Annotated in this window: 17 protein-coding genes and 1 tRNA gene; 11 read left to right on the top strand and 7 right to left on the bottom strand. The window is 68.5% G+C overall.

The window, feature by feature from the left end:
- The first annotated feature begins 104 nt into the window (after positions 1–104).
- The 7 genes from AKJ08_RS09505 (at position 105) to asd (AKJ08_RS09475) (ending at position 12901) form a co-directional block, all read left to right on the top strand.
- The gene (locus AKJ08_RS09505) at positions 105–2891 is read left to right on the top strand and encodes a choice-of-anchor D domain-containing protein (protein ID WP_169788792.1); all 2787 of its coding nucleotides are present in this window, start codon (positions 105–107) and stop codon (positions 2889–2891) included.
- A gap of 450 nt (positions 2892–3341) precedes the next feature.
- Positions 3342–6158 (top strand): choice-of-anchor D domain-containing protein, encoded by a 2817-nt coding sequence (locus tag AKJ08_RS09500; RefSeq protein ID WP_169788791.1) that lies wholly within the window; start codon positions 3342–3344, stop codon positions 6156–6158.
- Between the two features lie 367 nt (positions 6159–6525).
- Positions 6526–9270, top strand: a complete 2745-nt coding sequence (locus AKJ08_RS09495; protein WP_050725851.1) for a choice-of-anchor D domain-containing protein — start codon at positions 6526–6528, stop codon at positions 9268–9270.
- 160 nt (positions 9271–9430) lie between these two features.
- Positions 9431–9505: transfer RNA gene (locus AKJ08_RS09490), tRNA-Cys, on the top strand.
- Between the two features lie 208 nt (positions 9506–9713).
- A complete protein-coding gene (locus tag AKJ08_RS09485; RefSeq protein WP_050725850.1) occupies positions 9714–10397 on the top strand; it encodes a hypothetical protein in 684 nt (227 codons plus the stop codon).
- 70 nt (positions 10398–10467) lie between these two features.
- Positions 10468–11754, top strand: a complete 1287-nt coding sequence (locus AKJ08_RS09480; RefSeq protein ID WP_205624706.1) for a Stp1/IreP family PP2C-type Ser/Thr phosphatase — start codon at positions 10468–10470, stop codon at positions 11752–11754.
- Between the two features lie 67 nt (positions 11755–11821).
- Entirely contained in the window at positions 11822–12901 is a 1080-nt protein-coding gene (asd, locus tag AKJ08_RS09475) for an aspartate-semialdehyde dehydrogenase (protein ID WP_050725849.1), read from the top strand.
- 69 nt (positions 12902–12970) lie between these two features.
- On the opposite strand, the gene AKJ08_RS09470 is transcribed toward asd (AKJ08_RS09475), so the two are convergent.
- The 6 genes from AKJ08_RS09470 to AKJ08_RS09445 are packed head-to-tail and all read right to left on the bottom strand — an operon-like array spanning position 12971 to position 20042.
- Positions 12971–14512, bottom strand: a complete 1542-nt coding sequence (locus AKJ08_RS09470; RefSeq protein WP_050725848.1) for a hypothetical protein — start codon at positions 14510–14512, stop codon at positions 12971–12973.
- Positions 14509–15045, bottom strand: coding sequence for a TlpA disulfide reductase family protein (locus AKJ08_RS09465; RefSeq protein ID WP_050725847.1), 537 nt, complete (start codon positions 15043–15045; stop codon positions 14509–14511). Before AKJ08_RS09465 ends, AKJ08_RS09470 begins: the two co-directional genes overlap by 4 nt.
- On the bottom strand, positions 15042–15635 hold the full coding sequence (locus AKJ08_RS19260) for a TlpA family protein disulfide reductase (RefSeq protein WP_050725846.1): 594 nt from the start codon (positions 15633–15635) through the stop codon (positions 15042–15044). The genes AKJ08_RS09465 and AKJ08_RS19260 overlap by 4 nt, the downstream gene beginning before the upstream one ends.
- Before the next feature lie 5 nt (positions 15636–15640).
- The gene (locus tag AKJ08_RS20125; protein WP_050725845.1) at positions 15641–16690 is read right to left on the bottom strand and encodes a hypothetical protein; all 1050 of its coding nucleotides are present in this window, start codon (positions 16688–16690) and stop codon (positions 15641–15643) included.
- Positions 16690–18048 (bottom strand): Ig-like domain-containing protein, encoded by a 1359-nt coding sequence (locus AKJ08_RS09450; protein WP_157370593.1) that lies wholly within the window; start codon positions 18046–18048, stop codon positions 16690–16692. Before AKJ08_RS09450 ends, AKJ08_RS20125 begins: the two co-directional genes overlap by 1 nt.
- Positions 18049–18068: 20 nt before the next feature.
- The gene (locus tag AKJ08_RS09445) at positions 18069–20042 is read right to left on the bottom strand and encodes a hypothetical protein (RefSeq protein ID WP_157370592.1); all 1974 of its coding nucleotides are present in this window, start codon (positions 20040–20042) and stop codon (positions 18069–18071) included.
- Between the two features lie 343 nt (positions 20043–20385).
- On the opposite strand from AKJ08_RS09445, the gene AKJ08_RS09440 reads away from it, so the two are divergent.
- From AKJ08_RS09440 to miaA, 4 genes are all read left to right on the top strand, one after another.
- Entirely contained in the window at positions 20386–21318 is a 933-nt protein-coding gene (locus AKJ08_RS09440) for a hypothetical protein (RefSeq protein WP_050725842.1), read from the top strand.
- Positions 21319–21421: 103 nt separating this feature from the next.
- Complete coding sequence (gene asd, locus AKJ08_RS09435) at positions 21422–22267, top strand: archaetidylserine decarboxylase (protein ID WP_050725841.1); 846 nt, start codon at positions 21422–21424, stop codon at positions 22265–22267.
- A 128-nt stretch (positions 22268–22395) separates the two neighbouring features.
- On the top strand, positions 22396–23691 hold the full coding sequence (hisS, locus tag AKJ08_RS09430; protein WP_050725840.1) for a histidine--tRNA ligase: 1296 nt from the start codon (positions 22396–22398) through the stop codon (positions 23689–23691).
- Positions 23691–24611 carry a tRNA (adenosine(37)-N6)-dimethylallyltransferase MiaA gene (gene miaA, locus AKJ08_RS09425; RefSeq protein ID WP_050725839.1) on the top strand — a complete coding sequence of 307 codons (921 nt, stop codon included), beginning with the start codon at positions 23691–23693 and terminating at the stop codon, positions 24609–24611. Before hisS ends, miaA begins: the two co-directional genes overlap by 1 nt.
- A 12-nt stretch (positions 24612–24623) precedes the next feature.
- Here miaA and AKJ08_RS09420 read toward each other — a convergent pair whose 3' ends face one another.
- Positions 24624–26780: an ATP-binding domain-containing protein gene (locus AKJ08_RS09420; RefSeq protein WP_050725838.1), complete on the bottom strand. Its 2157-nt coding sequence runs from the start codon at positions 26778–26780 to the stop codon at positions 24624–24626.
- Positions 26781–26888: the final 108 nt, after the last annotated feature.

Below are 26888 nucleotides of genomic sequence, written 5' to 3'. Positions count from 1 at the left end.
GCCACTGCGCCCAGGGAACACTTGGTGATCCAACCGGCCTCATTCGTACATTTGTAGAGTGTATTCTGAAAAGGAGGACGGCGATGCGGTGTCTCCATATTTGGATGCTTCTAATTCCGTTGCTGATCGGTGGATGTTCCAAGCCCGACCTCGGGGACGTCCGCGGCAATGTGGTCGCAGACTCCAATTTGATCCAATTCGGCCAGGTCTTCGTAGGGACCGAGGCCTCGAAGCTCGTCACGCTCTCCAATATGGGCCGCTCCCTGGTGCAAGTGAGGGCCTCCGACATCCCTAGCGGCTACGACATGCGGCCGTCCGAGCTCACCCTGGCGCCCGGCGCGAAGGCCGAGGTGAAGATCGCCTTCTTCCCGCTTCGGGAGGAGCGCTTCGACGGCCAGCTGAAGATCTCGCTGTCAAACGCGAAGAACGAGCTCATCGCGCTCGACCTCGAGGGCGAGGGCGTGAAGCGCGTGGTGGACCCGGTCGAGGTCCTCGACTTCGGGGTCATCAAGCTCGGCGAGACCAAGACCCTGCCTCTCGATCTCACGAACCTGATCGATAAGAGCCTGAACCTGGCGCTCTCGATCGCGGGCGGCAGCGATCGCACGGCCTTCCGGGTCGACGACGGGGCCGTCGAGCTTCCGGGCGGGACGACCCGCGCGATCGACGTCTCGTTCACGCCCGCCAACCGCGGCCCCCACGCGGCCTCCCTCCTGCTGCGTCCGTGCGCCAGCTGCCAGGACGTCCGGGTCCAGCTCGTGGGCACCGGCGGTATCACGGAGCTCCGCGCCTCGCCGCCGACGGTGAGCGTGGGCACGGTCGCGCCCGGCCAATCGAAGAGCAGCTGGTTCGCCATCCAGAACATCGGCGACTTCCCGGCGATCGTCACCTCCATGACCCTCGTCGACGATCCGGTTCGGAGCGGCGGTAGCGACGAGCTTCTGTCGGAGTTCTCGCTCCCGGGGAACCACGACGCCTTCGAGGTGGAGGTGGGCGCGACCATCGAGGTGCCGGTCGCCTTCCGGGCCGCGGCCCTTGCCGAGCCGCGGAAGTACGCCAAGATCCGGGTGATGGGCCCCGACGATCGCCTCTACTTCGAGGTGCCGGTCGACGGGAAGAGCGGCGGCATCGAGGTGGTCGCCGAACCGGAGACGGTGGACTTCGGCAGGCAGCCGAAGAACTTCGCCGCGAAGCAGACCTTCCTGATCCGAAACACCGGCGAGAGCGTCGCGATCGAGCTCTATCCGCCCAGCGAGCAGGCCAACTACTCCGTGGCTGCTGTCGATGGCACGTCGCCTCCCTGGGTCCTGGATTCCCAGAATGCCGGCTCCATGGCCTTCGAGGTCACCTTCACGGGCAGCGAGATCCAGGAATATCCCGCCGAGATCGACTTCCCAATCTACGTGAACGGTGCGATGTCGGCGGAGCAGTCGTTCGTCACCGTCCACCTGATGGCGAACGTGGTCGAGCTCCCGCCCTGCGACCTGGACATCTCCCCGTCGTCTCTGCGCTTTGGCGCGGTGACGGTGAACCGCGGCGTCCAGCTCCCCATCGAAATCACGAACCAGGGCACGACGGAGTGCCTGGTGTGGAACTTCGACCTCGATTTCGACAATCGGGCCTTCGCGGCTCCGGGGCTGCCCACCGGCTCCCAGGTCCTGGCGCCGGGTGACACGATCACCGTGGGGATCCGCTATCAGCCGACCCGGATCACCGGCGTCATCGATCGGTCCAACCTCTACTTCAACCACTCGAGCGCGGAGGCGCCCCGCTTCGTGGTGCCGATCAGCGGTCTGGCCACGTCCTTCTGCCTCTCGGCGGATCCGAGTCCGGTCGCCTTCGGCGCGGTGCCGCAGTCGCAGCAGGTCTTCAAGCCCTTCCTCGTGCGGAACTGCGGGCCGGAGCCCGTCAAGATCTCCCGGGTTTCGATGGCCTCCGGCTACTCGCAGCGCTTCACGGCCCGAGCCGATGAGACGCTCCCGGTCACGATCACCTCGAACGGCACGAAGAGCTTCCTTGCGTCCTACAAGCCCCTGGATCTGGTCCGGGACGTGGGGAAGATCGAGGTCTGGACGCAGGGCGTAGACGAGCCGTTCCTGGTCGAGACCCAGGGCCAGGGCACGGAGGGCGGCTGCGGCGTCCTCTGCGATTGGCCGACCGCGATCTGCCCCGAGGCGAATCAGTCGGTGACCGTAAACACCCAGATCGTGCTCAACGGCGGGGCCACCAGCCCCGGCGGTCACCCGACCACGTGCGCGTGGACGGTGGCGAGCGCGCCGGTCGGCTCTACAGCCCGGCCGAGCGCGGGCTGCACCCCGACCTTCACCCCGGACCTCGTGGGCAACTACGTCTTCGAGCTGATGGTCACGGACCAGCTAGGGAACCGTGGCGCATGCCAGCACGGCCTGACGGCGACCGCCTGGGACGGCCTCTGGGTCGAGACCTTCTGGGACAGGTCGGGCGACATCGATCTCCACGTGCTGAACGAGGCCCTCGGCGATCGGCATAACCAGAACAGCTGGTTCACGAACCCTTCGGATTGCTACTTCGGGAATTGCTACAACGGAAGCCGCCCGAACCCGCTGTGGGACGGCAACATCGACATGACGGGGAGCCTCGATCGGGACGACAGAAATGGGTTCGGACCCGAGAATACCCGCGTCAACAGACCGAGCCTGACCCACCCGTACGCCATCGGCATCCACAACTGGGGCAACCGGCAGACTCCGGTGACCGTGACGACGAACGTCTACTGCGACGGCACCCTGGTCCACAACGCGGACTCGACCTTCACCTCGACAGCCCAGTTCGAGATCCTCGGGAGCGTTCAGTACACCGGTTCGACGTGTATCTTCACGCGAGACGGGACCCGCTGGAACAACTACCACTGAGGTCTCGCGGAGATCGCCCGCCTCGCGTTGCGGGGCGGGCGGGGGATGGCAGGCGTTGGAGTCCGAATCGGCGGCGGGGCAACCTGCCGCCGATTCCATCCGCGAGGGGAGGGCGGGGTGCCGCCATCGCCGAAGCCTTCCGCCGGCATGAAATTCGATTTTGGTCTCGAACGGCACCTGGGGACTCTCGGTGCCGATTTTCTTTTTCATGAGCCACATGGGCGCCACGGCGCGACGAATACGTCGGCTGCGATTCGGCCGGAATTCCCGACGATAGCCGAATGGACTGGTTGCACGGCTCCGGCGATCGTTGAAGAACCTTTTGGTCATCGCACGGCGAACCTTCAGCTCGGCATGCGTGAAACTTTCCGTTGGTGCTCAAATATGTATCATTGATCTCCGTGTCCTTGGTCGCACATGCTTGTGTGGACTCTTTGGAGGAGGACGCGGATGCGACGTCTCTTTTTAGGACTGATGATGGTGCCGCTGCTGCTCGGTGCGTGCGCAAAGGATGTAGTAGGGACCGCCCGCGGCGTCATCGAGGCAGACCCTGACAATATCGATTTCGGCCAGGTCTTCGTGGGGACCGAGGCCTCGAAGCTCGTGACCCTTTCCAACACGGGCCGGTCCCAGGTGCAGGTGAGGGCGTCCGACTTCCCTAGCGGCTACGACATGCGGCCGTCCGAGCTCTCGCTGGCGCCCGGCGGGAGGGCCGAGGTGAAGATCGCCTTCTTCCCGCTTCGAGAGGAGCCCTTCGACGGCCAGCTGAAGATCTCGCTGTCCAACGCCAAGAACGAGCTCATCACCCTCGACCTCAAGGGCGAAGGCGTGAAGCGCGTGGTGGAGGTGGTCGAGGTCCTGGACTTCGGGACCATCAAGCTCGGCGACACCAAGACCTTGCCCCTCGATCTCACGAATCTGGTCGAGAAGAGCGTGAACCTGACGCTCTCGATCACGGGCGGCAGCGATCGCACGGCGTTCCGGGTCGACGACGGCGCCGTCGAGCTTCCGGGCGGGGCGACCCGCGCGATCGACGTCTCGTTCACGCCTGCCAACCGCGGCCCCCACGCGGCCTCCCTCCTGCTGCGTCCGTGCGCCAGCTGCCAGGACGTCCGGGTCCAGCTGGTGGGCTCGGGCGGGGCGACGATGCTCCGTCCCTCGCCGTCGGTCGTGAGCTTCGGGACGGTGACTCCGAACGAGTCGAAGACCAATTACTTCGGCATCCAGAACGTCGGCGACTTTCCTGCGACCGTCACCTCCGTCTTCCTCGTCCCCGATCCGGACCGCGATCCGGCCCACCAGGACGCGCCCCCGACTGAATTCTCGGTGGCGACCCTCGCCGTTCCCTTCGTCGTGCAGTCGAGCGAAACCGTCCAGGTGCCGATCTCCTTCAAGGCCGAGGCCCAGGCCGAGCCCCGGAAGTTCGCCAAGATCCAGGTGATGGGCCCCGATGGGCTCTACTTCGAGGTCCCGGTCGACGGGAAGAGCGGCGGCATCGAGGTGGAGGCCGATCCGGGGACGGTGGACTTCGGCAGGCAGCCGAAGAACTTCGCCGCGAAGAAGACCTTCATCCTTCAGAACATCGGCGAGAGCGTCGCGATCGAGCTCTATCCGCCCAGCGAGCCGGCCAACTACACCGTGGCGGCCGTCGATGGCACGTCGGCTCCGTGGCACCTGAATTCCCAGAATGCGAACACGATGGCCTTCGAGGTCACCTTCAAGGGCAGCGAGCTCCAGGAGTATCCCGCCGAGCTCGACTTCCCGATCTACGTGAACGGCGCGATGTCGGCGGAGCAGCCGTACGTCACGGTCCACCTGATGGCGAACGTGGTCGAGCTCCCGCCCTGCGACCTGGACATCTCCCCGTCGTCTCTGCGCTTTGGCGCGGTGACGGTGGGCCGGGGCGTCCAGCTCCCCATCGAGGTCACGAACCAGGGCACGACGGAGTGCCTGGTGTGGAACTTCGCCGTCGAGTCCGAGAATCGGGTCTTCGCGGCTCCGGGCCTGCCCAACGGCTCCAAGATCCTGGCGCCGGGGGAGAAGATCTCCGTGGGGATCCGCTACCAGCCGACCCGGATCACCGGCGTCATCGATCGTGCCAACCTCTACTTCAACCACTCCGATGTGGAGACGCCTCGGGCCGTGGTGCCGATCAGCGGTCTCGCCACGTCCTTCTGCCTCTCGGCGGATCCGAACCCGGTTGCCTTCGGCCCGGTCCCTGCGGTTCCGCAATCGCTGCAGGTCTACAAGCCCTTCGTGGTGCGGAACTGCGGAACGGACGTCGTCAAGATCTCCCGGGTTTCGATGGCCTCCGGCTACTCGCAGCGCTTCACGGCCCGTTCAGACGAGGCGCTCCCGGTCACGATCGCTTCGAATGGCACGAAGGGCTTCCTGGCGTCGTACAAGCCCCTGGATCTGGTCCGGGACGTGGGTAAGGTCGAGGTCTGGATGCAGGGCGTCGATGAGCCGTTCTTGGTGGAGACCCAGGGCCAGGGCACGGACGAAGCCTGCGGCGTCCTCTGCGATTGGCCGACGGCGATCTGCCCGGCGGCGGGTCAGTCGGTGACGGTGAACACCCAGATCGTGCTCAACGGCGGGGCCTACAGCCCTGGCGGCCACCCGACGACCTGTTCCTGGACGGTGGCGAGCGCGCCGGTGGGCTCGAGCGTCCGGCCGGTCGGGACGGGCTGCACCCCGACCTTCACCCCGGATCTCGTGGGTAACTACGTGTTCGAGCTGATGGTCACGGACCAGCTCGGCAACCGCGGCGCCTGCCAGCACAGCCTGACCGCGACCCCCTGGGGCGGCATCTGGGTCGAGCTCTTCTGGGACAACGCCGGCGATCTGGACATCCACGTGCTGAACGAGGACCGCGCCCCCCGGCAGAACCAGAGCTCCTGGTGGAGCAACGCGGACTGCTACTACGGAAACTGCCAGCGCGGAAGCCTGCCGAGCCCGCTGTGGGACGGTGACGCCAACGCCACCGCCAGCCTCGATCGGGACGACATCGTGGGCACCGGCCCGGAGAACATCCGGATCAACAGCCCGAGCCTGACCCACGCCTACGCGGTCGGCGTCCACAACTTCAGCAACGCCCGGACCCCGGTCACCGGGACGACCAACATCTACTGCGGCGGCAACCTCGTCCACAACGCAACCTCGGTGTTTACTGCGACCAAGCAGTTCGAGATCGTCGGGAGCGTCCAGTACAACGGCTCCACGTGCATCTACACGCCGGATGGAACCCGCTGGAGCGGCTTCCACTAGGCCGCGGCAGGAACGGCTCGCCAGGGGCGGATCCCGGGCGAGAGGCACAGAAGAAGGCTGAACCGGATCGGCGGCAGGGGCATCCCTGCCGCCGATTTCCATTGGGAGGCGGTGGGGCAGGGGCCGCCTGCGAAGGGACTCGAGGGATTTCGACCGATTGCGCCTATGGCCGGACCGGGTCCTCTGAATGATCCTTGCGCTCGAGGCAACTGTTCGATCGAACACCTTTGCAGCCGCCTCGGAACATGGTTGAATCGCGCGTTCTTTGGTGGAGGAAGTAATGCGACGTTTGTTGTTCGGCCTGTTCCTGGCCTCGCTGTTGGGAGCATGCTCCCAGCCCCCGGTCACGAATGCTCGTGGCCTCGTAGTGGCAGACCCCGATTCGATCGACTTCGCCCAGGTCTTCGTGGGCACCGAAGCCTCCAAGCTCGTGACCCTCTCCAACCTCGGCCGGTCCGTGGTCAGGGTGCGGGCCTCCAACCTTCCCACCGGCTACGACATGCGGCCCTCCGAGGTCACCCTGTCGCCCGGCGCGAAGGCCGAGGTGAAGGTGGCCTTCTTCCCGCTGCGGGAGGAGCGCTTCGACGGCCAGCTGGAGCTCTCGCTCTCCAACGCCAAGAATGACGTGCTCACCATGGACCTCCGCGGCGAGGGCGTTAAGCGCGTCGTGGAAGTGGTCGAGGTCCTCGACTTCGGCACCATCAAGGTGGGCGACACGAAGACGCTTCCGCTCGACCTCACGAACCTGGTCGAGAAGGATCTGAACCTGGCGCTCTCGATCACGGGCGGCAGCGACCGCACCGCGTTCCGCCTCGATAACGAGGCCGTGGAGCTGGAGCTCCCCGGCGGCACGACCCGCGCGCTCGACGTCTCCTTCACGCCTGCCAACCGTGGCCCCCACGCAGCGTCGCTCCTCCTCCGTCCGTGCCCGAGCTGCCAGGACGTTCGGGTCCAGCTCATCGGCTCCGGCGGCACGACGGACCTCCGTCCGTCGCCCCCGACCGTCAGCCTCGGGACCGTGACTCCCACCCAGTCGAAGAGCGCCTTCTTCACCATCCAGAACGTCGGCGACTTCTCGGCGACCGTCACCTCCGTGGCCCTCGTCGGCGATCCGGAGCGGGATCCCGCCAACGAAGGCGAGGCTCCGGGGGAGTTCTCGCTCGACGGCGTCGCGTCGACCTTCGAGGTCGAGGCGGGCGCGAGCGTCCCCGTCACGGTCGTCTTCGACGCCGCGGACGTGGCCCAGCCCCGGAAGTTCGCCCGGGTCCGGGTGATGGGGCCCGACGATCGGCTCTACTTCGAGGTCCCGGTCGACGGGAAGAGCGGCGGCATCGACGTGGAGGCCGATCCGAAGACGCTGGACTTTGGCAGGCAGCCCAAGAACTTCGCCGCGAAGCTGAGCTTCGTCCTCAAGAACGTCGGTGAGCAGGTCGCGCTCACGGTCGAGCGGCCTTTCATCTCCGGTCTCAACGCGGACTCCTACACGGTGGCCGCTGCCGACGGCACGCAGCCGCCCTGGACGCTGGACGGGCCCAAGGGCTTCGAGGTCACGTTCCGCGGCAGCGAACTGCAGGATTATCCCGCCGCGCTGGAGTTCCCCCTCTACGTGAATGGCGCCCAGTCCGCGGAAATGCCGTACGCGACGGTCGACCTGATGGCGACCGTGGTCGAGCTCCCGCCCTGCGACCTGGACATCTCCCCGGCCTCGCTCCGCTTCGGCGCGGTGACGGTGAACAAGGGCGTCTCGCTCCCCATCGACATCAAGAACCAGGGCACGACGGAGTGTCTGGTGTGGAACGTGGGCCTCGACCCCGATGGTCATCGCTCCTTCTCGTCGCCGGATCTCCCCACCACGCCCTCGAAGGTTCTGGCCCCGGGTGAGAAGTTCACGGTCGGGATCCGCTACGCGCCGACCCGGATCACCGGCGTCGTCGACCGGAGCAACCTCTTCTTCAACCACTCCAACGTGGAGACGCCCCGGGCCGTGGTGGCGATCAGCGGCCTCGCGACCGCTTTCGACCTCGTCGCGGATCCGAACCCGGTCGTCTTCGGCCCGGTTCCTGCGGTTCCGCAGTCGCTGCAGGTCTTCAAGCCCTTCTTGATCCGCAACCGCGGCGTGGACGCCGTCCGTGTCTCCCGCGTGTCGATGGCCTCCGGCTACTCCCAGAGGTTCACGGTTCGTGCGGACGAGACGCTCCCGGTCGCGATCCCCTCGCAGGGCTCCAAGAGCTTCCTGTCGTCGTACAAGCCCCTGGATCTGGTTCAGGACGTGGGCAAGATCGAGGTCTGGCTGCAGGGTGTCGACGAGCCGTTCCTCGTGGAAACCCGCGGCTCGGGCACGGATGAGGACTGCGGCGTGCTCTGCCAGTGGCCGACCGCGATCTGCCCCGCGACGGGCCAGTCGGTGACGGTGAACACCCAGGTCGTGCTCAGCGGCGGCGCTTACAGCCCCGGTGGCCATGCGACCACCTGCACCTGGTCGGTGGTGAGCGCGCCGGTCGGCTCGAGCGCTCGGCCGAACCCCGTGACGGGCTGCACCCCGGCCTTCATCCCGGACCTCGTGGGCAACTACGTCTTCGAGCTGATGGTCACGGACGCGCTCGGGAACCGTGGGGCCTGCCAGCACTCCCTCGCGGCGACCCCCTGGGGCGGCCTCTGGGTCGAGACCTTCTGGGACGTGGCGGGTGACATCGACCTCCACGTGCTCAACGAGGCCCTCGGCAACAGGCAGACCCAGGCCTCCTGGTGGACCAACGCGGAGTGCTACTACGGGAATTGCCAGCGCGGTAACCTGCCGACCCCGCTCTGGGACGGCGACGTGAACTCCACCGCCAGCCTCGATCGGGACGACATCCCCGGCACCGGCCCGGAGAACACCCGGATCAACAGCCCGAGCCTGACCCACCCGTACGCGGTCGGTATCCACAACTTCGGCAACAGCCGGAATCCGGTGAACGTGACGACGAACATCTACTGCGGCGGCCAGCTCGCCCACAACGCGACCACGGTGTTCACCGCGACCAAGCAGTTCGAGGTGGTCGGAAGCGTCCAGTACAACGGCTCCACCTGCGTCTTCACGCCGGATGGAACCCGTTGGACCGGATTCCACTAGCAGTAATGGCGATCCCGGCGGCGGCGCACGTGCGTCGCCGCCGGTTCTCGCGAAGTCGGGCCCGCTCCTGCGGGCCCGATTGCTTCACTCGCTATGCCTGATCGCGGACGATTCGAACTTGACGATCGGGGCCTCGCGCAGGTAGAACCGCCATCCCTTCGGCGCCATAGCCAAGTGGTAAGGCAGAGGTCTGCAAAACCTCGATTCCCCGGTTCAAATCCGGGTGGCGCCTCCAGAAAATCAGGGCCCCGGTAGACTTCGAGCTGCCGGGGCCTTTTTCATTCTTCCTGGCATCGGCGAACCAGGTCTCGTCGGGTTCAAGGGCCGCCACCCGATCTCGGGGGCGGCGAAGATGGAGAGAGGCGCTCTCGCGCGAACCGCGGCGTGATGGACGCGGACCCGTTTTCGGGTTCGGCTTCCCCACACGTCCCGGGAGGTCACGAATGGAGCTCGTCCCCGCGCTCGCGACTGTCGGAGGCTCATACGCCTGCTACCTGCTCGTGTGGCGGAGGGTGAGGGCGGCCATCGGGAGACGAAGGGGGCCGGACCTCCCGGCCCTCTCGGCCTACGACCACCTGGCGCTGGAGCGGGAGCTGGAGGCCCTGGCCCACGATGCCACGGCGCCCGAATCCGGAGAGAGCCTCGCGGTGCGCTTCGTGGCGATGTCCGAGGCGCGACACGCCGACTCGCTCCCGCCCGGTCCGACCCGTCACGCCGCTGCGGCGGCCGCCCTGGCCTCGCTGCGGCGCCTGGGGGATGCGCCGATGAGAACGCCGGCGTGGAGTGGCCTGGAGGCACACCTGGAGACCCTCCGGATCTCTCTCTGGAGCCTGGAGATGGGCGAGGTGGTCGTGCGACGGCTCCTTCGGCGCGCTCTCGGCCGGCATCCCGAGGCCCCATGCCTCCACCTGGTCCGGGCGCACCTCGCCGCGACCCTCGGCGATCCCTCCGGGGCCGCCGATCACCTGGCACGGGCCCTCTATTACGCTGGCAGCGACCCGTTCTACGCCAAGCCGATCGTGGCTTCGCCCTACCTCGCCAGGGTCCGGCCGGCGCTGGACGCGCAGGCGAGGGCGCTCCTCGCGAAGCCGGAGAGCGGAGCTCTCGCGGATCCAACGAGCAATTGACGCTTCCAGCCGCTTCGCCCAAGATTCGTCCGATCTCGAACGGCCATCCATGCGGGTGGGGTGGGACTCCATGAAGGTCGCTTCATTCGGCGCCACGGACGTCGGGCGCCGGCGCAAGGACAACGAGGACGCCTTCCTCGCCGACGACGAGCTCGGGCTCTACGCGGTCTGCGACGGGATGGGCGGACACGCCGCCGGAGAGGTGGCCGCTGCCCGTACGCTCGAGGTCATCCGCGAGCACGTCGCCGCCCACGCCGACGTCGTGGCGGCTCTGGCGGCGGATCCGTCGCCCAAGAGCGGCGCGGCGGCGGTGCAGCTCGTGGAGGCCGCCATCCAGCGTGCCTGCGCCGAGGTCTATCGGCTCGCCCAGGCCGACGCGTCCAAGCGCGGGATGGGAACGACCTGCGTGGCGCTCATCGTCTCGGGCGAGAAGGGCGTGATTGGCCACGTCGGCGACTCGCGCATCTATTTGGTGCGTGGCGGTCAGGTCCATCGGCTGACCGAGGATCACACGCTCGTCCAGGCGCAGCTCAAGCAGGGCGTGATCACGCGAGAGCAGGCGGAGACGTCGCCCTATCGGAACGTGATCACCCGGGCTGTGGGGATCCAGGAGTCGGTCCACGTCGACACCCTTCTCACCGACGTGCAGGCCGACGACGTCTTCATCCTTTGCTCGGACGGGCTCTGCGGCTACGTCGACGACGAGGAGACCTCCGCGGTCTTCACCGCCGCCCCGGCTTCTATGCTCCCCCGTTCGCTGATCGATCTCGCGAACGAGCGAGGCGGACGCGACAACATCACCGTGATCACGGTCCACGCCCAGGGCGCAGCGGGCCAGGTGGGGGAGGCCGAGGCGCGGATCGACGCGCTCCGCCGGATCCCCCTCTTCATGCACCTCTCCTACAAGGAGCAGATGGCCGCCCTGGCCATCGCGAACTCGCGCTCCTTCGAGGCCGGCGAGCCGATCCTGAACGAGGGGGAGCCGGGCGCGCAGCTCTTCGTCGTGGTGAAGGGCAAGGTCGCCGTGGAGGCCGGCGGCACCCGCATTGCGGAGATCGGCCGCGGAGGCCACTTCGGCGAGATGGGCCTCATCGAGCCCGCCAGCCGCTCCGCCTCGGTGAGGGCGCTCGAGCCGACGCGGTGCATCGAGCTGGGCCGGACCGAGCTCATGGCGCTCATGCGCAAGGAGCCCGTCCTCGCGGTGAAGCTCCTCTGGAGCCTGGTCCAGGCGCTCTCCGAGCGGCTGCGATCCACCAGCGCGGAGCTCTCCGGCGCGCGGCAGGAGCTCTCTCGAGGAGCCGAAGGCGGAGCAGACGAAAAGAAGAGCGTCCGCCCATTCGGAGAGACCGGCCCCTGAGAAGGCGAGCGGCGCCGGGCGGAATCCCATCCGGGATCCACGTCGCGCTCGTCGCCAACGAGGAACCATGAAGCGAATCCCCGTCGCCGTGATCGGCGCCACAGGCCTCGCCGGCCAGCAGTTCCTGGCGGCCCTCGGCCGCCATCCGATCTTCGATCTCGTCGCCGTGGCCGCGAGCAGCAGGAGCGCCGGCAAGGCGTACCGCGACGCGATCCGCGACGAGCAGGGCGCCAGCCGCTGGTTCGCCGGCGGGCCGCTCCCGGAGGCGTTTGGCGAGCTGATCGTCGAGGACGCGAGCCGCCTGGACCCTGCGGGACTCGGCCTGGTCTTCTCGGCCGTCGATGGAGAGCAGGCCCGCGAGCTGGAGGCCCGGATCGCCCGGACCACGCCCGTGGTCTCTACCGCCAGCGCCTTTCGCTACGAGGACGACGTCCCGCTGATCGTCCCGCCGGTCAACCCCGACCACGTCGAGCTCCTCGGGATCCAGCAGCGCCGGCGCGGTTGGAAGGGCTTCGTCGCGCCGATCCCCAACTGCACCACCACCGGCCTCGCCATCACGCTCGCGCCCCTCGTCCGCTCCTTCGGGGTCGAGCTCGCGCTGATGACCTCGATGCAGGCGGTCTCGGGCGCCGGCCGGTCGCCGGGCGTCCCCGCCCTGGACGTCGTCGACAACGTGATCCCCTACATCCCCAAGGAGGAGGAGAAGGTCGCCAGCGAGAGCCGGAAGATCCTCGGGACCCTGGAAGGGGAGGGGATCGTGCCCCATCCGCTCGCCGTGTCGTGCACCTGCACCCGCGTCGCCGTGCTCGATGGACACACGGAGAGTGTCTTCGTGCGCCTGGAGCGCCGGGCGTCCCCCGAGAGCCTGATCGAGGCCCTCCGCGGGTTCGCCTCGGCTCCCGACGTCCAGGGGCTCCCGTCGGCGCCGCCGCGTTGGATCGAGGTGAGCGACGACCCGTTCCGGCCCCAGCCCCGCCTCGATCGCGACGCCGGCGACGGGATGGTCACCACGGTCGGCCGTGTTCGCGAGGATCCCGCACTTGGCAACGGCGCCAAGTACGTCCTCGTCTCCCACAACACGAAGATGGGCGCCGCCAAGGGCGCCATCCTCCTGGCCGAGCTCCTCCACGCCCGCGGCTGGGTCTGACCGGCGAAGGCCGATCAGACCCTGGAACCGAGCGCCTCCCCGCAGGTGGAGCCGACCGGCGGAGTCCGATCAGAAGAGGTCGTACTGGGCTGCTGCCTCGAAGCGCACGCCCGAGAAGGCGGGGAACTCTCGGCAGACGCCTCCGACACACTTGAGCCCGCCTCGCTCGGAGCCGAAGACGGCCTTCATCGCGAGCCAATCCAGCGGCGTCCAGGCCGCGATGCCCGCCAGGAAAAAGTCCTGGCTGCTCGTGCCGGACGTGTCGTAGCCGATCTCGGCGGTGAGCGAGCCGAGCCTCGACTTGTCGAAGCCGACCATGGTCGTGCCCCGGACGTGGTCGACCGCGTCCGATGCGTCGTCCGCCTTCAGCGAGCGGTTTTCGTGGGCCACGGTGAGGTGGAGCGCGTAGCCGGCGCCGACCGCCTGCACCCAGTCGGTCTCGCCGTGGACCATGGTCTTGAAGGGCGACGCGGCGCCGTCGAGCGTCTCCTGCCGGTAGCCGCCGCTGGCGTACCAGCGCGAGCCGCCGTCACCATAGGTCAGCTCGAAACCGCCGTATCCATGGACGGCGTCGGCCAGGGAGCTCGCAGTGCCGTACCTGCGGAACATCCCGCTCGTGTAGACGACCAGGCTCCCGTCGAGGAACGAGCGGGAGAGCTTGGCGCGGCCGCCCTGGGCGTTCTCGCTGTCGAGGACCTCCTGATCGATCCGCTCGAGGGTCGGAGGCTGGTTGTAGGCGGTCGGCTTCTGGAGCAGGCTGTTCTGGCTCCCCATCACCCGGAATTTCTCCAGGCGCAGTCCTTCGACCAGGAGCGAGGCGAACTGCAGATCGAGATCGACGGCGGCGTAGAGCGCCGTGCCGCGATCGTCGATCCTCGCGATCCGATACTGCTCCATGGCTCCCTCGAAGTAGATCGAGAGCCAGTCGGTCGCGGGCAGGTCCACGAAGGCGCCGCCGAGGACGGTCTGGTCGCCGTCCTTGTCGTCGAGGACCGGCGTCTTTGGCTGGAGGTAGAGGCCGTGCACCGAGACGTCGGCGCGTCCGACGTGCACGGTTCCGCTCGCGCCGGCCAGGGTGTCCTCCGGATCGTCGATGAACTTCTGCGTCGCGGTGTCGAGGTTGGCGACGTTGGTGCGGCCTGCGAAGGCCTTGGCCGAGACCGTGTCTCCCTGCCACGAGAGCGCGCCGCCCCGCATCGCCTGGTCGGCGCCGAGCTCGTCCACCTTTCGGAGCGAGAGAGCGATCCCGCGCCCGAGTTGCAGGTACGAGTCGCCGAGGGTCACCGAGGCGTCACCGAGCGTATGGGTGAGCCAGATCCGCTTGAGGCGCCCTTCGCTCCGGTAGGCCGACGGGTTGGCGGCGGTCGGGACGGGCACGTCCGGATATTTGGTGAACGCCACCGCGTCGACTTGGACGCCGACGGAGGTTCGATCCATCTGACCGTCGAGATAGAGCTTGTTGATCCCGACGCCGAAATCTTTGTCGCCCTTGTCTCCGCTCCCGTTGTCGCCGCGGTACTCGAGCACCGAGGTGTTCAGCAGCCGAAGGCTCTCGGCCGCGGCGAGGTTCGGGAGGAGGAGGAGGAGGGCGGCCAGGGCCGCGACTCTCATGGATTGGAGGTCGTCGCGGGCTTCTGGGCGAGCAGCGAGGCCACCTCGGCCTCGAGGGTCGTCTCGGCGCCGCTGCTGAAGCCGGTGTGCTGGAAGGCGCGCCGGCCCTCGGTGTCGATCACCTGGAGGAACGGAACGGCGAACCTCGGGTTGAACTTGCCCAGGACCTTGCTGTCCGAATCGAGCGGCACGGGCATGCTCAGCTTGCGGTCCGCCACGAAGCGCCGGACCTCGGCGGCGGTCTTCGGATCGTCGATGTTCACCGCAAGCACGGCCAAGCCGTCCTTCCCATGCTTATCGAGGAGGGCCTGGAGCACCGGGAGCTCCTGCTTGCAGGGGCCGCACCACGTGGCCCAGAAGCTCAGGAGGACGACCTTGCCGCGATAGTCCGAGAGCTTGACCCGATCACCCGAGAGGGTGCGCAAGGTGAAGTCGGGCGCCGGGGACCGCGCGTCGTCCGCCAGGGCCGGCGCCGCGATGAAGAGGACCGAGAGGGCCAGGAGCGTACGAATCAGGGCATTTCGGATCATCATTTCGGGAGGTACCCCTGGATCACGGCTCGAATGGTCGGCTCGTCGAAGCTGGTCATGATCTTGACGATCTTCATATCGTCGAGATTCACCACCATGTTCATCGGGAAGAGGTCGGTGTTGTAGTAGTTGCCGAGCTTGAACTGGTCGTCGAGCACCACGTGATACGGGAGGACGCCCTTCGGGTCGTTCCTCCAGGCGCGGATGGTCTCGAGGGTCGCCGGCTGGGACTTGGCGTTCTGGAAGATGCCGACCATCACCTCGAGTCCGCGGCCGTGGAACTCGTTGTACAGCGCCGCGAGCTTCTGCTTCTCCTCGATGCACGGCGCGCACCACTCGGCTGCGGCGGAGATGAGGAGCACCCGATTCTTCTCGTTCGAGAAGATGTCGTTCAGGCTGATCGGTGCCCCCTCGACGTCGGCGAACGAGAGGTTGTCGATGACCGAGCGCTCTTTCACGCCGTAGGGGCCGGTGGGGTACTGGCTCCGATCGCTCTGGCCGCCGTCGCCACCGGTGCCGCCGACGCCGTCGTCGATGGGTCCGCAGGCGCCGATGACGGCAGCAACAACGATGAAGAACAGAAGTCGACGCATGGTGTTCAATCCTTCGCTCGGTACGAGAGCCACGTGAAGCAGGGGAGCGGGGCCTCCCCGACGATGGTCGCCCCGTCCTCGGAGACCCGGCCCTCGCCGAACTTCATCCAGGTGGCTTCGGGGACCGGCGTGCGTTCCGGGCTGTCCAGGAGCTGGCAATCGAGGCCGCCCAGGACGAAGAGATCGACGCGTCGGCCTGGCGCGAGCCCGGTGGCGTTGGGGATTCGCATATCGAAGCCCGGCGCCTGGATCGTGCCCTCGGGATAGAAGGCGTAGAGGCCGTCGAACGTGCTCGCCTCGCCGCAGAGGCCCTTGGCGTCCGGGGATACACGCCTTCCACCGAGCACGTCGTATCCACCGAGGCCGCTGTAGAAGAGCGCGGGGGTGACCTCGAACTCGAGCCCGTCGTCGAAGACCACGGTCCTGGGCGCGTTCACGTCGCCCGGGGGCGGGAGGACGAGGGCCGAAGAGGCGCCCGGGAGCACCGCGGGGGCGGGGAGTCGAACCGCGGAGTCGTCGTGGTCCTCCATCAGGCAATAGGACGGCGCACGCTGGGAGTCGGGCAGGAAGACCTTGAGCGCAGCCTGCTCGTAGCAACGGACGGATTCCGGAACGTCCACCGTGTAGACGCCTTCGCCGTTGGTGAAGGCCGGCCGGAGGCAGGTGAAGGAGCCTCCGACCGGGTGGATGCAGAGCTGGGCGAGCGCGTTCCCGAGGGGTTCGCCACCCGGCGCCACGACCCACCCCCGAACCGAGGAGACGTAGCCGTGCTCCTCGCCACAGGAGGCCGGACGGGCTTCGCCTGGGAGGAGGGCGTCGATCGCGTCCGGCGCGACTGCCGCCCATCCGGTGTCCGGCTCGTCGAAGACGATCGGCTCGGGCCGAACCCAGTTTCCGCCGCCCGAGCCCCCCGTCCCGCCGGTTCCACCGGTCCCGCCCGTTCCGGGCTGGCCTCCATGGCCGGCCTCTCCACCCGTGCCGCCGGTGTCGCCGCCTCCGCCATTCGAACAACCTGCGCCGACGAGGAGAGCGGCGAGGAACAACCAGACGCGCATCAGAGCTCCGTGAGCTTGAGGACGTACGGCGAGCTCGCTCGCCGGTAGGGCTTGATGATCACGGTCGCGGGGCCCTCGTACTCGAAGGACTCGTGGCCCGTGCTGCTGCTGGAGCCGAAGACCTGGGCGTCGACCTCGAGGAGGCCGCCGTTCGCGTCGTCCCAGATGAAGACGTCGAGAGCCCCGAAGTCCGCCTTGTAGTCGAGCTCGAGCTTCCACTTACCCTCGACGCCGACCTTGTAGAAGCTGGGCGCATCGCGGCAGATCCCGCCCTTGTGGGTGCCCGGATCGATGGCGAGCGCGTCCTTCGCGGTGTGGTTCGAGGCAGTCTGCTCGTCGCCGGGGCCGCAGCGGTTCTTGAACGCGGGCTGCCCGAGCATGGTCCAATCCGCCTCGGGATCCTTCGCGATCCTTGCGAACGGCATGCTCTGGTTCTGACCCGAGATCTTCCCGTCGGCGATGATCCTCATGTCGCGGGTGCGGACCACGAAGATCGTCGGGAAGAACTCGAGGTAGGTCGACCTGTCGAAGAAGTCACCGGGGACGGTGTCTCCGCCGCCGACCGCGATCGAAGGAACGTTGCCCTTCGTGTCGCTCTTGATGTGGCTGTAGGCGAAGTCGACCCCTGCCGGATTTCCCTGCAGGTTCTGGAGCTCGACGATCACGATCTTCATGCCGAGCTCGTCGAACTGCTGGAACGGGGCGGGCGTGCCGGCCGGCAGGGCTCCGCCGCTGCCGTCCGGATTCTTCGCGACGCCGGCGAGCCACTTCGAGAAGTTCGTGCAGGGCCCACACCAGCCGGCGCTCAGGACCATCATGATCGTCTGCGTATCCGCCCACTCCGGCGAGCAGCGGACGTCCTCGAGGTTCAGATCGAAGCTCGTGCCGTCGGGGCGCTTGGCCGGCCAGGACAGCGGCGGCATCGTCCTGTCGAGCGCGATCTCGGCCGAGAACCTCGGGTACTCGCACCGCGAGCGCTCCTCGATCTTGGCCGAGAGCTCACCGAGCGTCGCCGTGAACGACACGGGACCGGGCGCGAGGAACTCGGCCAGCCCCTTCCCGTTGACCGTCGCGAGTCCCTCGTCGCTGCTGCTGAACGTGACGCCGGAGGTCAGGGTCTTCTCCTCTCCCTTGGCGTCGGTTCCCACGGCGCGCAGCTTCACGGTCGTACCGACCCGGAACGGCGCGTCCGCGCGAAGGGCCAGCGAGACGGGCACGAAGGCGGCCGCAGGCTGGGGGTCCTGGTGAATGCCGTTGCCGTTCCCGTCGGGACCCGCGGCTTCTCCGATTGAGGTTCCGCATCCGAAGGCTGCGAGCAGCACCGCTGCAGCGGCAGCCATGACAGCATTGCGAGTCATCTTCGTTCCTCCCAACATCTTCAGCGAGAGACCGTGAGGGTATAGTTGCCAGTCGCGGCGCCGAGAGCGCTGTCCACGAGGATGTAGACGGTCTCGCCCTGGGCAAGCGTCGCCTCGACCTGGCTGCCTGGATTGGTGATTAGTGCGCGGTTGTTGCAAACGTGCTCATATCCGTCGAGCTGGCAGAAGGGCCGCAGCGAGACGACGGTGTCCACCTTCTCGCCCAAATCCGACGTCACGAAGCGGTAGGTGGCCGCGGAAGGTGCGGTGAACGCGAGCACGTCGCTCGGCCCGCCTCCGCCGCAGGAGGCGGCCCCGTGGCGCGCCGCCGCGGAGTTGTTGCCGCGGTAGACCCACTTGGCCCCGGACGCATGAGCCATCAGGTCGATGACACCGTAGTTCGCCGGGCAGACCGGCGTGTTCGCACGGCAGACCTCCGCATCGCCCGGCTGCTCGGCCCAGCAGAGGAGCTCGTCGGGGCAGGCGCCGGTGGCACCGTGGGGATCGCAGAGGTCGCCCTCTTCGACGGCGGGCGCCTCCGCGATGGGGGTCACCTTGATCAGGGCCGATGCGGCGTTTGCCCAATCGATCACCTCGACGTCGACCCGGGTGATCAGCGAGAGCACGTCTCGGTAGCACTGATTGAGCTCGGCCACGAAGCTGTCGTAGCAGGTCTGGGGAGCCGTGCCGCGGCCCTCGCAGCTGTCGCGTTTGGCCTGGGCCGGGGCGAGGCAGGGGCCGTCGAACCTCGCCGCCAGGGAGACGACGCCGCGGAAGTTCCCGACCCCGTCGTAGGTGATCTGGCGGAAGGGAATCAGCGCCGGGCCATCTCCGATGTACTGGGAAGTGAGGTTCTTTCGAGGGGTCACGCGGAGGAAGGCTGCGTTGGAATCGGCGTCCCTACCCTCGACGACGATGCCCCAATAGCCGGTCTCGTAGTTCACGGTGACGACCGCGGAATCGAGGACGGGCGGAGTGTTCATCTGGCAGGTGGGGACGGTGGCGGGCGGCTGCACGAAGCAGACGTTCGGGGAGTCGCACTCGTCGAAGAACTTTCGAGGATCGCAGGCCTCGCCGCGCATCCTTCGCGGGAGACCGGCGGTTCTCTCCGAGACGATCTCGCTCGCCTGACCGTTCTCGTCGATCACGCTCATGTCGACCCTCGCGATGCGGCCCGCCGAGGTGGGGAACGTGAACGCTCCCTCGACGACGAAGGTGCCCCCCTCCTCGCTTACCACCCGGAAGACGGAGCCCGGGTCATCGAAGAAGGCCGAGTACGTGGTGATTTTCTGGGCGGCCCCCCAGATGTCCATGTTGATCGCGTCGAGCGGGCTGCCGGGGTTGCGGCCCGTGAGACGGATCGCGGTCGCACCGGTGGTCCCCGTGTAATAGGCCTCGACCTTGTCGATCACGGGGGCCGGCGCCGTAACGCGGGTCGCGGTCAGCGTGAACGGACGCGACTCGCGGACGTTCATGCTGTCAACAATCACGTAGACGATCTGGCCGGCGTCGAGCCGGAGCGAGATGCGCGAGGACGAGTCCTTGGCGCGGCAGGCGAGCTCGCTGAAGCCGTCCATGCAATCGGCGAAGGCGTAGACCATCGTGTCGAAGCCGGTGCCCTCGGTGCTGAAGAGGTAGGTCCCGGCCGCTCCAGCGTGGAAGCGGATCGCGACGTCGTTGCCTACCGAGTCGGGCGGCGTGCAACGGGACGTCCAGTGATCCAGCGTATCGGTCTTGTCATGGAGCACGGCCGGGGACTCGGCGCCGTCGAGATCGATGACGCGGACGCCGCCACAGGTGACCTTGGGGGTCTCCGGTTCCGGATCGTCGTCGCCGCCCGAGCCACCGCTGCCGCCGTCGGCGCCGCCGCCTCCGGAGCCTGCTTCGCCCGGGATGCCTCCGGTGCCACCGACCGAGTTCTTGTGGTCGCTCCCGCAGGCCGTGAGGAACACGGCGAGCAGAACAGCGATCGTCGTCAGAGCAGCACTCCGCATGGGAACCCCGGGTCCGAGATTGTTCGCGCAAAAGCCTAGCCGAACGGGCGCGGGCTGCCTAGCCACCCCCCCTAAGATTTCTACCGACCTCCACATACCTGCGGAATGGCTGGCGATTCGGATGCCCGCCCGACGGGGCGGCCCGGAAGACGGCCCCGGTTCCGGTCGCAGGGCGGGAGGGCTCGGGAGCGCGCTGCCTCCCGTGCGAGGGCGCCGGTTGTTGCGTTCGCGACGGGCTAGGCGGTACGGTGCGCCCTCGCATTCCGCATTCGAACGCAAGCCGCGCGTCGTCGCCGCCCCCGGCGGACGGGAACGCGACGGGAACGCAAGGAGTCTCGCACCCATGAGTCAGCTCGCGAAAATCGTGCTCACCGCCGTCGCGGTGATCGCCGTCTGCTTCATCGCCATCAACAAGTACAACTCCACCCAGGAGATGTACGAGTATCGCCTGGCCAAGGAGCAGCTCCGCAGCGAGTTCCTGGAGCGGGCGGCCCCCGTTCGCGCGACCGGGGATGCGGCGCGGTACGACGACGAGGTTCGCAGCCTCTTCAAGTGGTACTTCGGCGAGCTGACGCGACTCTACAACCGCTTCCCTGCGTACAAGGGCGCCGAGGACAAGTACCTCGCCGAGCTCGACCAGCGGAAGACCGGCGGCCAGCTCAAGTCCGCCGAGTACGACGCATACAAGGCCTCCTATGATCAGGTTCGCGAGATCTGGGACCTCCTGCGGACCGGCAAGTACGCTCCCGTCCTGAGCGCCGGCGACGCCTCGCTGCGCCTCGACTTCCTCGAGTTCGAGCCCGCGACCATCGACGGGGCCAAGGGCGTCAAGGGGCGCTTCGTCCTCTGGGGTGCGCAGCGCAAGCGCATCGAGGAGAAGTCCGGGGTCGGGGTCCAGACGCGGATCGACGTGCAGGCGAGCTTCCCGGACGTGCAGATGAAGATGGCCGGCACCAACGGCAAGCCCGTTGCGGAGGCGGGCTTCAACATGCCCTCCGGGCCCTACGTCCCCTACCCGGAGCAGAAGCTCGAGGACTTCCCGCCGATGGCGTACATCGGCTCCTTCGCGTTCCCGCTCGTGCCGTTCGAGGCGGACAAGGTCACGATCGAGGCCGGCGCGATCTCCCGCTCGGCGTCGGGGAACGACGTGTCCGGACGGTTCACCTGGAGCATGACGGTCCCGGCCGAGTGGAAGCTGAAGGAGGGCCAGGTCTGGGAAGGCGCCTCTCACGAGGAGCGTGAGGAGCTGGCGGAGCCCGCGGCGCGGCGCCGCTGAGCGTCGCTTCCGAAGTGCGCGCGGGTAGGGGCGGCGCGCGCGAGTCCCGGGCGCTCCTCTTTCGAGGTCGCGCCCGCGCGCACTTTGCTACAGTGCGCGGCCCATGAGAGACGCCGCCTTCCTCGCCTTCGTCAAGTTGCTGCCCAAGAAGCCCCTTTCCCGCCTGGTCGGCACCGCCACGCGGGTGGATGGTCTCCAGGGGGCGCATCAGGCGGCGATCCGCACCTTCTGCAAGCAGTACGACGTCGCCGTCGACGAGGCCGAGCTCCCGCTCGAGGCCTATCCCTCCTTCGGCGCGTTCTTCACGCGAAAGCTCAAGCCCGGCCTTCGGCCCATCGCGCCGGGCGAGCGGGTCCCCGTCTCGCCGGTGGACGGCGCCGTCAGCCAGGCCGGCGTGGCGGAGGCGGGCCGCCTGATCCAGGCCAAGGGCCGCGACTATTCGCTTGCCGCGCTCCTGGGCGACTCCGAAGAGGCCGAGCGCTTCGCCGGAGGCGCGTACGCCACCCTCTACCTCTCCCCTCGCGACTACCACCGAATCCATGCGCCGCTGGACGGGACGATCCTGGGCTACCGCTACGTCCCCGGCCACCTCTGGCCGGTGAACCGACCTTCGGTGCGGGGCGTGCCCGAGCTCTTCGCGGTGAACGAGCGCGTGATCATCTGGATGGACACGCCCGTGGGACGCGTGGCGGTGATCGCGGTGGGCGCCACCTGCGTCGGCAGGATCCGCCTCAGCTTCGACGACCTGGTCACCAACTCCGGCGGGCCGCCTTCGCGGGTGCGCTACGATCTGCCGCGTCCGATCGCCAAGGGCGCGGAGCTCGGGATGTTCGAGATGGGCAGCACGGTGATCCTGGTCTTCGAGCCCGGCAAGGTTGCGCTGGATTCGTCGCTGGTCCCGGACGCTCCCGTCAGGCTCGGACAGGCGATCGGCCATTCGATCGGCTGATGGGTCGCGCGCCCGTCGCAGCATGAAACGCGGTAGGAGTCGCGTCCTCGAGCCGCGTCGGAGGTCTGCCGCCTCGAGGATTGTTCCTCTGGATGGCCCGGGTGATCCGGGCTCCAAGTGAGGTCGTTTTGAAGATCACGTCGGTCAAGGGAATGAACGACGTCCTCCCCACGGCGGAGGGCGAGGAGTCTCCCTTCAACAGCCGGATCTGGGAGAACGTCGAGGGCGTGGTGCGCGAGACGTTTCGGCGCTTCGCCTTCGACCGGGTCCGCACCCCGGTGGTAGAGGAGGCCCAGCTCTTCGCCCGGTCGGTTGGCGAGGCCACCGACATCGTGGGCAAGGAGATGTACACGTTTCCGGATCGCTCCGGGAAGAAGGTGCTGGCGCTCCAGCCGGAGGGCACTGCCGGCGCCGCCCGCGCGTTCGTCGAGCACGGCCTGGGCATGCGGGATCCCGTGCAGCGCTGGTGGTACCTCGGGCCGATGTTCCGCCACGAGCGGCAGCAGCGGTTCCGCTACCGGCAGTTCTACCAGGTCGGAGCGGAGTCCTTCGGCGTGGCGGCGCCCGAGGCGGACGTGGAGATCCTGGCGATCTGCAACACGATCCTCCGTGAGCTCGGCCTCGAGGGGATCGAGCTGCGCCTGAACAGCCTGGGTGACGCCGAATGCCGGCCCGCCTACCTGGAGCTGCTGACCGCCTACCTGCGGAAGCATGCGGACGAGCTCTGCGGAGACTGCCGGGATCGCCTCGAGCGGAACCCGCTCCGCGTCCTCGATTGCAAGAACGAGGGCTGCCGCGCCGTCACCACCGGAGCGCCCGCCTCGTACGACCACCTCTGCGCGCCTTGCTCCGAGCACTTCGAGCGCGTGCAGGCGGGCGCCAAGGCGCTCGGGATCGCCTATCGGCTCGATTCACGGTTGGTACGAGGTCTCGATTACTACACGCGGACCGCCTTCGAGTTCCTCGCGTCGGCCCTCGGCTCGGGCCAGCAGACCGCCGTCTGCGGCGGCGGCCGCTACGACGCCCTGGTCAAGATGCTCGGCGGCCCGGACACGCCCGCCACCGGCTTCGGCATGGGCGTCGAGCGAATCTGCGCGCTGCTCGCACAGGCCAAGGGGATCCCCGCGGCGCATCCTGCCCTCTTCGTGGCTCTCGGCGACGAGGCGGCCCGGGATCGGGCCATGGCCCTGGCCACCGAGGCGCGGAACGCGGGCCTCTCGGCCGAGATCGACCTGCGCGGTGGCAAGCTCGCCCGGCAGCTCTCGAGGGCGGACAAGAGGGGCGCGCGCTTCGCGGTGGTCCTCGGCACGACCGAGCTCGAGACCGGCGTCGCCAGGCTGAAGGAGCTCGCCACCGGCCAGGCGACGGAGGTCGCTCTCGTGAACCTGGTCGGGGAGCTCGCGGCGAGGCTCGCGCGACGCTGATGGGATCCCCGGGGCATCCACTCGCCGCCATCGTCGGACCGACGGCAGGCGGGAAGACGGCCCTGGCCCTCGAGCTCGCTGCGCGGCTGCCGATCGAGATCGTCTCCTGCGACTCGCAGGCGGTGTACCGCAGCCTCGACATCGGCACCGCCAAGCCGACGGCGGCGGAGCGCGCGCAGGTGCCCCACCACCTGATCGACGTGGCCGAGCCCTGGGAGGACTTCTCCGCCGCGCGGTTCGTGGAGCGCGCCGACGCCGCCATCGCCGAGATCCGATCGCGCGGGCGGATCCCCCTCGTGGTGGGGGGCACCGGCCTCTACCTGCGCTCGCTCCTCCATGGGATCTTCGATGCCCCGCCGAAGGACGAGGCCTTGCGGCAGGCCTTGATCCGGCGCGCGGAGGAGGAGGGGGCGGCGACCCTCCACCAGGAGCTCGCGGAGATCGATCCCGAGGCGGCAGCCCGGATGCCGCCGGCGGATCTCGTGCGGATCGTCCGCGCGCTGGAGGTCCATCGCATCACGGGCGAGACGATCAGCGCCCACCACGCGCGCCACGCCCTGCGCGAGGCTCGATATCGCCCGCTCGTGTGGGGCCTGTCTCCGCCGAGGGACCTCCTATACCGCCGGGTCGAGGCACGTGCCGCGCGGATGTTCGAGGAGGGGCTGGTCGACGAGGCGGTCGGGCTCGCCCGGGACGAGCGCGTCCGGCCGCGGCTCGAGAGGATCATGGGCTACCGCGAGGCCCTCGCCCACGCCGAAGGCGCGCTCTCTCTCGAGGAGGCGATCGAGCGCACCCGCCTCGAGCAGCGCCGCTACGCGAAGCGGCAGCTCACGTGGTTCCGGGCGATGCCCGAGGTGGAGTGGCTCCCCTGGCCGCCGGACGCGGACGCGCTCGTGAAGAAGCTCGACTCGGCGGCCTAGAGCCGGACGATCTCAGGGCAGGCGGGCCGAAGCCGTCCCCGGCGAGACCAGCCAGAGCTGGTGTGACGCACGGGTGACCGCGACGTGGAGGCGCCTCCGGCCGTCGTCCGTCTCGGGCCAGGCCGCGGCGGTCGCGTCGGGCACCACCACGTAGTCGAACTCGAGGCCCTTCACGCAGTCGACGTCGGTGACGTCGAGGCCTGGCTCGAAGGTGAACCTGCCGTCGGCGACGAGCCGGGCGGAGGCGATCTCCTCCACGAGGCCGTGGAAGCGCCGGGCCGTGGCAGCGTCGTGGGCGATCACCGCCACCGACGCGCGGGGCTCCCGCTCGACGAGATCCCGCAGGGCGCCCGAGAGGAAGAGCCACGCCTGCGCCTCGTCGGGGAAGGCGAAGCGTCCCACCGGCGCCCCGTCGCGGGAGGCGCGTGCCGGCGCCTGCGGCGCGAGATGCCCCAGAATCTCTCGGGCGACCTCGGCGATGGGCCTCGGGCAGCGGTAGGAGACGGGCAGGCGGCAGGTGGACGCGCCGGCGACGCCGAGGGTCGCGAGGGAGCGCTCCCACCCGGCGAAGCTCGCGTGGGTCTGCTGGGCCTCGTCGCCGGCGAGGGTGACGCGGCCGGTGCGGCGGACGAGGCCCGCGAGGGCCTCCAGGTCGAAGAGGGAGAAGTCCTCCGCTTCGTCGAGCACCAGGTGCGAGACCTCGGGCAGCCGGAGCGCTCCCCTCCACGCGAGGATCGCGAGGAGCAGCGGGAGCTCCTCCACGTCGATGGAGCCCGCGAGCTCGTCCGGGGTCCCCTCGGCGAGGTTCCTGCCGTCGATGGCCTGCTTGCGTTCGTCGTCGGTGATCGAGGCGAGCTGCCGATCGAGGGTGGCAGCGAGCTGCTTCATCGTGTGCTGGACCGTGTCCTCGATGGCGGGGATTGGCAGCGTGCCGCCGCTCGCGGCGACGACGCCGCCGAGGAAGGTCCGATCGGTGAAGAGGGTGGCGAGCCTCCGCCGGAGCGCGAATAAAGAAATCGGTCCCGCGGGTGCGGGCCCGCTTTCTTCAGCTCGCGCTTCGCGCGAGGGCGCTTCTTTTCGATTGCTCGCCTCCGGCTCGCGGTGGAGCGACGGCGCCCCGTCCTCGTCGCGCTTCCCTCCGAGCCGCTTGCGGAGGGCATCGTAGAGGGCCGGGTGCCGCTTCAGGCTGGAGACGAGGGCAGGGGGCTCCATGCAGAGCGGAGGGAGCTTGCCGAATACGTGGTTGGCCAGGGCGACGAAGGCCGAGTCCATGGTCCGGACCTGGGCCGGGCCCCCGCCGATGGGCTGCAGGAGTCTGGCCGACAGCCGGGCGAGGCCTTCCTCGGGAACCACGACGCGGGAGCGGGCGACCGGGTAGCGCGCCGGATCCTTCGCGGTGAGCCGCGCGAGGCGGTGGAGGGCCACGGTAGTCTTGCCGCTCCCGGCGCTTCCCAGCACCAGCAGGGGCTCTTCGGGCGGAGTCGAGATCGCCCGGAACTGCTCGGCGTCGAGGAGGGCGGTGACGTCGGTGCGGGCCTCGCGCTCGCCGATTCCCACGCCGAGCATCCCCGGCCTCGCGGCGCTCCCTGCGCCGCCGGGGCTCATGGCGAAGACCGCGCGATCCTCGGAGGTCCAGCTGCCATCGGGACCTCGCCAGAGCGCAAAGTCGTCGCCGAGGATCTGCACCAGCACGCCCCGGTGGATCACGACCACCCGGCGAAGCTCCACCACGCCGCTCACGTCCCTGCCCGGAAAGGACTCCTCGAACGAGTCCCCTTCCCGGTAGCGGTAGAAGATCTGCGCCACCGGCGCGACCCGCCAGTCGACCAGCCGGATCCCGTCGTCGATGAAGGTGGCGTGGCCGAGGAGGTAGTCGCGGACCTCGTTGCCGTCGCGGATCCGCAGGTGCCCGAGGTAGGGCGAGTCGGCCGAGACCTCGTTCTCGCGGAAGCGATCCGGCAGGTTCCGCAGCCGCTGCTTCAGCGCCAGCTCGTGGAGGAGGCCCGATGCGTCCTCCGCCCGTACCTCCACTGCCTCGTCCCTGAGCTCCCGGAGCTCGTCGGACGACACCCGATTCGAGCGCCGGGACTTTCGCGAGACGAGGGCGGCGTGTACGCGGGCGAGGAGGGCCTCCTCTTCGGCGATGGCGGGGTGCAGGGCGGGCGTCATGGATGCGGAACCTGGACTCGAAGCAACCACGTGTCAACGGCTTGTAATTCCAGGGAAAACAAGCTAGATTTCTGTCGTTGGGTCGCGCGGATCCGCTCCCACCCTGGT

The sequence above is a fragment of the Vulgatibacter incomptus genome (assembly GCF_001263175.1).
GTDB lineage: Bacteria > Myxococcota > Myxococcia > Myxococcales > Vulgatibacteraceae > Vulgatibacter > Vulgatibacter incomptus.
This window is presented reverse-complemented; position numbering and strand designations above follow the sequence as displayed.